Genomic DNA, 7,360 nt, shown 5'->3' with positions numbered 1-7,360 from the left:
CAGGGGAGCAGGGGAGCAGAGGAGCAGGGGAGCAGGGGAGCAGAGGAGCAGGGGAGCAGGGGAGCAGAGGAGCAGGGGAGCAGGGGAGCAGAGGAGCAGGGGAACAGGGGGGAAATAAGCAATGCCCCATCCCCCATGCCCTATGCCCAGTACGACATCATCTACATTGGCGGCGCATTAGGCGTAATCCATGCAGCACTGATGGCAAAACTCGGATATAAAGTCTTGCTGGTAGAACGAATGCCCTTTGGGCGGATGAACCGAGAATGGAATATTTCGCGCGACGAGATTCAAAGCTTGGTTAACTTGGGTTTAGTCACCCCCGCTGAGTTAGAAACCATCATTGCCAGAGAATACAAAGACGGATTCAATAAGTTTTTTGATGCTAATAATCCAGCCAAACTGCGATCGCCCATCCTCCACACACCCACAGTCCTAAATTTAGGCTTGGATTCCGACAAATGGCTCCAAATGTGTGGGCAAAAACTGCAAGCGGCAGGCGGTGAAATTTGGGATGAAACAGAATTTATCCGTGCAGATATTGATATATCACAGGTAGTTTTGCAAGTCAAGTACTTGCCCAGTCAAATTGAGAAGCAAGTAAGTGGAAGACTGCTAATAGATGCAATGGGAACTGCGTCCCCCATCGCTTGGCAATTAAATGGTGGTCGTGCCTTTGATAGTGTCTGTCCGACAGTGGGAGCGGCAATTGAGAGCGGATTTGAGCCGGGAGTATGGGATTCCCAATATGGGGACGTTCTTTACAGTCATGGGGATATTTCGCGGGGAAGGCAGTTGATTTGGGAATTGTTTCCCGCAGCAGATGAGGAACTGACGATTTATTTATTTCATTACCACGAAGTCAATGCTGAAAATCCCGGTTCTTTGCTGGAAATGTACGAGGACTTTTTCACAATTTTGCCAGAGTATCGCAGGTGCGATATGGACAAATTGGTGTGGAAAAAGCCGACATTTGGGTATATACCAGGGCATTTTAGTGTGGGGAGTCGCGATCGCACAGTTGCCTTCGATCGATTGATGGCGATTGGTGATGCAGCATCACTCCAATCTCCGCTCGTTTTCACCGGTTTTGGTTCCCTAGTTCGCAACTTAGAGCGCTTAACAACGCTCTTGGATACTGCCCTCAAACATGACTTGTTGAGTTTCCGCCACTTGAACCAAATTCGCGCCTACCAAAGCAACGTTTCCGTGACTTGGCTATTTTCCAAAGGGATGATGGTTCCCACAGGGAAATTTTTACCACCACAACGGATTAACTCCATGCTCAATACCTTTTTTGGGCTGTTAGCAGACGAACCGCCAGAGGTGGCAGATAACTTCATCAAAGATCGGTGTGATTGGTTAACCTTTAACCGTTTAGCACTGAAAGCAGCCAGGAAAAATCCTGCCTTGCTTTTATGGATTTGGGAACTTGCTGGCCCTAGAGATTTAGTGCGATGGCTTGGTAGTTATTTCAACTTCGGTCGTCATGCCCTGGTTAATGCTTTATTAAGCCCGTGGTTGCCGCGCTTCTTAAACCGGGTGGGTTTTTGGCTAGAACCCCGGAATCCCGGCTTGTGGCTGTGGTTATTGGCGATTAATTATGCGATCGCCACAGGCAAACCGCGATCGCCAAGTCAGGTAGCAAAAACCAACCCAGAAGCCATAATTCCGAAGTCAGAAGCAAGAATTCTGAATTAGGAATGGAGCATGGAACATTAGGCATTAATCACTTGTACAGACGCGATTAATCGCGTCTCTCCTAACTCTTGGGACGAAAATTCGGCAGTTCTACAGATGCCAATGACTTACGCCCTTTGGGTGGACGCTGGGGATAAACTACTGGTGAAGGTGAATTGTCATCATTGGTGTTATCACCTAATGACTCTGAGGACAAATCACTTGCTGACAATTGAGAAACTTCTGACCAGTAGTCTTCAGTTTCTCCAACAGGCGTTTCGGTGTGAGATGGATTAGAGGAAAGCAGTAAGTTATTAGCTGGTGAAAGCACAGAATCCGTCGTCCAAGAAGTAGAGGTAGTTGCAGAAGGATTAATTTCTGCCTTCAAATCTTCCTCGTGTGGATTTTCTAGTTCCTCATCGTCTTCTAAGATTGTTGCTAAAGTCTCCCAAATAGGCACATCACTAACATCCGTTTTCGCAGCAGGTGGTGGTGATGTAGATGCAGGCTGGGAGGTGAAAAACATTTGGATTAAACTATCTAATTGCCGATCTAAATTTGATGAATCCGAAGGTGAAACCGCTTCAGTTGTATCTGGATCATCAACTTTTGGAGATGGCGCGGGTTGTGTTGGTGTTGGCGTGTCTTTCTTAACTGTCCAGTTCCAAGGAGATGATGGCGGTGTTGCAGGAGCTTCATTTCTTTGGAATGGAATTGGTGCTGAAGGTTCACCCCAAGAATTATCTAGATCGTTACTTAATGATTCTTCTTCTCCTGACCAAGGTTGAATTGGCTGGGCGTTAGGAAACAAAGACCGAGCTTTTCTAGAAAATCTTCCTTGGCTACTAGTTATGTCTTTAGGATGTTTGGCAGCATCCTCTAAGGAGTCATAGCTAGGAACCGAGGTATCTAAACATTTTTCCAAAGCTGCTTTGAATTGCAGCGTCTGGCGTTGTTGTCGCATCAGTCTAGTACGTAACTCCCGACAAACATTTTCGGACTGCAATAGCTGCTGAGATTGTTCGTTGTTATTAGTGTGTAGCAACGTACATTCTCGCTCTAACTGGGCCAGACGTTGTTGGCTAATTTGTAACTGTGCTTTATAAGTATCAGTGAAAATTTCCTGACGTTGAACAGTCTGTACAGCAGTTTCTAATTGTTGAAATAAAGATTTTATCTGTTCTTGAGCCGCAGCTAGTTCCTGAGTGTGTTGGTTGAGCATCGACTCACTAACGCTAGAACGCGTTTTCTGCCACTGCAAAACCTTTTCTGATTCAGCTAGGTTGTCTTTTAGCTGCTCCACTTCTTCATACAATTTCTTGTTAGCCGCACGTAATTCTTCGTTCAATGCCAGCAATTTTTGAAATTCCGAGTCAATAAGTGCTTGTTTGCCGCTTTCAGGCTCTGCAACCCAGTCCTGCTGGGTGGTATCTTGTGAAAATTGTGTATCTTCAGCTGGCATGAGGAGTGGCAGTTTCTTAACTGTCATATTGTCATTAGGCACAACTGAGTAAAAGGGACAATTCGCCTGCTCTGATTGTGGCGAATTAGCAGAATTTAGGGATTCCATCACAGCCCCCTTGTTTGAGGTGTCAGCTTCATTCATCACTCTTGACTCACCTGCTTAAAAATATTTAGCAGTGCTGGCATTAGCATTGCTTATCAACTGTGTCTAATCAGGGTTTGCTCTAGAAGCTAAGTTTAACTCTCTCCAAGCACCAGCAATTAATTATCAATTGGTGTTCCCCATTTTGTATCTAGACTGATGCCGTTATAACATTATGATGCTCTGCCCCGTCAAGAAGAGGTGGAAGGGGAACTCTGGCCGCCTTTGAAGATAGGCCAGAGCGAGGAGAAACCCGATACATTAAAAATTAAACTGTATTGGCTGGCTGATGAAGTTTTTTACATAAAAAACTGCCTTCATATACTTTATTTTTTAATATCGCATCTGTCTTAAGATATAAAATATGATTTTTTTCTGAAATACATTTTGTAATTCCTGATTGAGTACTTAGATTTAGATATAGATGTCCGTACAAGTATCTACTCTTCAATGATAATTCTCTCATCCGAAGCGATCGCTATTTAATGTCAGCAAACAACTAAGAGCTTTCGCTATAACTGCAATCTTAAGAGATATCGCTCAATACGAATAAATACTTATAAAGTCTTAATAAAGACGTAACAATTCGTTTAAGTAAAATATAAAACTTTTTTAAAGAGTAATCTCAACTTAGTGAGGACTTTTTTCTCGATAAATACATTGCCAGTAGGGAATTGCAGGTTTTATTAGTTATAAGCTTTTCGATCGACTTATCTTCAATACGTCAAGTTTGTTTAATGACTGGAATAAAATTGTTTAAAGTATACTTTATTACTTAATAACATTAATTACACTGTATATTAATTTACGATAAAAATATTTAAGTTAAGCATTAGTACGGATACTAATTTTAATTTTTTTATTAAAGAATAATTGTAATAACCGCGGTTTCTACTATAAGTAAAGTAATTATAAAGACCATAATTACTGAAAATTAATCTGGTTGTAGCGCGAAATAAAGTGTTGCAGCAGTTAGGCTTTTTCAAAAAAATCAAAATTTAAAATCGGGGTGCTAAAGATGACTGATATACTTGCAATGAGCGCAAATATCAAGCAAGAGAATGCTAAATTACCGCAGTTTGTAGAAAATTGTGACAGCTTTTGGGACAAAGAAATCAGACCGTTATTTACAGATGAGTCTCTATCTTTCAAGGTTAAAACTCTTAACGGAAACTATGCCAAGTACGTGAACTTGGATAATGGAGCTACAACCACACCCTTTGCAACCCTCAAGCAGTACGTGGACGAAATGCTTGACACCTATGGCAGCGTACATCGAGGTTCTGGGCAAAAATCCATCATCACTACACGAGAATATGACGCCAGTCGAAACATCATTCGTGACTTTGTCGGGTCATCTTCAAATAACTATGTAATCTTTGCCAAGAATACAACAGAAGCAATTAATGGAGCTGCCACACTTTGGGCAAAAAAACCTGGAAAAATTCTAGTTTCTGATATCGAGCATTCATCTAACCTGCTGCCTTGGGTTACTAGAGACGAGGTTGTGCAGTACAGAACACAGCCAGATGGGAGTGTAAGTATTGCAGAAATTGAAGATATCTTCAAGGCACACCAAAATCTCCCCGAAGCCGAGCAAATTAAGTTAGTAACTATTACAGGTGCTTCGACAATTACAGGTTATAGACCACCAATTTACGAAATCGCAGCTTTAGCACATCGGTATGGTGCGAAGATATTCGCTGACGTGTGTCAGTTAATTCAGCATGAACGAGTCGATATGTGTGCTGATGACGATCCATGTCATTTAGATTTTGTAGCTTTCTCTGGACACAAGATGTATGCCCCTTATGGAACCGGGGTTTTGCTGGGGCCAAAAGAATTTTTTGATAGCTCCTACCCTTATCAAATTGGGGGTGGAAACTTGCCTTATATCACTAGAAACCTAGAGATCAAGCGTTTTTATACAGAACGGGCCCATGACCCCGGAACACCAAACGCAATGGGTGCGATCGCTATTGCCAAGGCGATTGAAATTATCGAAGCAGTAGGGCGCTCGCGCATTGCTCAGTATGAACACTCTCTAGTTGAATTTACATATACACGGCTTGGGCTGATTCCTGGTGTCAAATTACATATTCCTGGAGATAATTTAGCCCATGTTATTCCCTTTGATATTGATGGATTTGACGGACGCTTAGTAGCAGAAATTTTGGCACAAGAATACGGTATTGGGGTTCGGGCTGGGGCTTTCTGCACTTATGAATACATTCGCAAACTCAAGAATGTTTCAGACGAACAAGACTGTGAGATTGCTCAAGAAGTAGACAGAGGAATTACACGGAACATTCCTAGTATTATCCGAGCCAGCTTTGCTGTATATAATACATTAGAAGATTGCGATCGCTTTATAAATGCGATCGCTCAAATAGCTAAAAACGGATTAGCTCACTATTTGCCTAACTACACACAAGATCCGATAACTGGTGTTTGGACAGCAATAAACAGCTAGTTTTTTAGGGCATTGGGCATGGGGGAGGCAGTGCGGTCTTCTCCCAAGGGGAGACGCCAAGGGCGATGGGGTCTCCCCAAGTGGAGCAACTGCCGTCATTGGGCATTGGTTTTTCTCCTTGTCTCCCTTATCTCTTTCATCTCCCTTTGCCCCTTCATTACTCTGTGCCTTAATTACGAATTACGAATTATAAATTACAAGGGGGTAATAGCTTGAGCGATGAAAACCTCTTTGACCAAGAGGATTATCTAAAGGCACGGGTTGAACAGTGCATCTGGCAAAAAAGTACAGATGCGGGTATTTCGCGCCAGCGCTTTCTGAAAATACTAGCTACTATGGTTAGCGCTACAGCCATCGGGGGGTTAGCTAAACCTGCGCTTGCTCACAGTCAGGCAGCTATTAAAACTAAAGGCAGTAAAATACTTAAGCCATTGCCACCAGGGTATATCTCTCATAGCAAAGGCACATTAGAGATGAACTGGGAAGCGATGTATGGGCGTGGTTATTTAGTACCAAATGATTGGTTCTATGTTCACAACCGCAGTACACCTCCCCCTTTTGACCCATCTACATGGCGTTTGCAAATTCATGGAACTGGCGTTTCTGCTCCCTGCGAGTTTACTTACGATCAAATCATCGCCATGCCATCCATTTCCGTCACTTGTGCCATTGAGTGTGCTGCTAACGGTCGGCGCTTCTTTGAAGAAGCTTACAACACACCACTCCCTGGAACACGGTGGAGACTTGGGGCTATTGGTGTGGCTGAGTGGACTGGTGTACCACTTGGTATGTTATTAGAGCGAGCTGGATTGAAATCCACAGCGAAAGACGTACTCGTTGAGGGTGCAGATGTGGATTCGCTGGACTCTAAGGAGACAAATAAATCTAAGTTCAGCAGTGTAGTTCCAATTAGCAAAGCATTAGCAGATAACTCGCTCGTCGTCTACGCAATGAATGGAGAACCATTACCTCCAGATCATGGTCAGCCGTGCCGTGTGTTATTCCCTGGTTGGGGAGGAAACGCCGACGTTAAATGGATTGAGCGAATTGAAGTTTCCCAAACACCGATATATACGCAGTGGGTAACAGAGCAAATGGTGCTAGTTGGTGCAGATTACCCAGCGATCGCACCATATAAAGGTAAGCTGATTACCTATCAAAATGTTAAGAGCGCTTTCGAGTTGGCTTGGCCAGCTACGCTTTCTGCTAAAACCCACTTACTACGTGGACGTTCTTGGTCTGGGAAAGGAAAGATTGTCCGTGTGGAAGTCAGCCTGGATGGTGGCAAAACTTGGCAATTTGCACGACTGAGAGAACCAAATTTTCCATTTGCGTGGGTACGCTGGGACATTGAATGGAACCCACTTCCTGGGGAATATTTTCTCCAAGCTCGTGCTACTGACAATTTAGGTAACACACAACCGAGTACAGTTCCGTGGAATGACTCTGGATTGCTCTACGGAGGCATTGTTAGCCATCCGGTGACAGTCCAGGCATGAGGAAAGAGGAAAATAAGGGAGTATCAGGGGTACAAGAAGAATAATCTATGCCCAATGCCCAATGCCCAATGCCCAATGCCCAATGCCCAATGCCCAATGCCC

The 7,360-nt window shown here is 43.6% G+C and carries 4 protein-coding genes; 3 read left to right on the top strand and 1 reads right to left on the bottom strand.

What is annotated here, in order from left to right; genetic code table 11:
• Window positions 1–1,701: flavin-dependent dehydrogenase (locus RMX89_RS34185; RefSeq protein ID WP_322692107.1), on the top strand; the 1,701-nt coding region annotated here is incomplete at its 5' end.
• A 61-nt stretch (window positions 1,702–1,762) separates the two neighbouring features.
• On the opposite strand, the gene RMX89_RS34180 is transcribed toward RMX89_RS34185, so the two are convergent.
• The gene (locus tag RMX89_RS34180; protein ID WP_322692106.1) at window positions 1,763–3,286 is read right to left on the bottom strand and encodes a hypothetical protein; all 1,524 of its coding nucleotides are present in this window, start codon (window positions 3,284–3,286) and stop codon (window positions 1,763–1,765) included.
• A gap of 1,018 nt (window positions 3,287–4,304) precedes the next feature.
• On the opposite strand from RMX89_RS34180, the gene RMX89_RS34175 reads away from it, so the two are divergent.
• Window positions 4,305–5,759, top strand: a complete 1,455-nt coding sequence (locus RMX89_RS34175; protein ID WP_322683553.1) for an aminotransferase class V-fold PLP-dependent enzyme — start codon at window positions 4,305–4,307, stop codon at window positions 5,757–5,759.
• Between the two features lie 212 nt (window positions 5,760–5,971).
• Window positions 5,972–7,258, top strand: coding sequence for a sulfite oxidase (locus tag RMX89_RS34170; protein ID WP_322692105.1), 1,287 nt, complete (start codon window positions 5,972–5,974; stop codon window positions 7,256–7,258).
• The last annotated feature ends 102 nt before the right edge of the window (window positions 7,259–7,360 follow it).

Origin of the sequence: Nostoc sp. DedSLP04 (assembly GCF_034530775.1) — a bacterium.
Taxonomy (GTDB): domain Bacteria; phylum Cyanobacteriota; class Cyanobacteriia; order Cyanobacteriales; family Nostocaceae; genus Nostoc.
The sequence above is the reverse complement of the archived record's forward strand: the minus strand, read 5'-3'. Positions and strand labels throughout refer to the sequence as shown.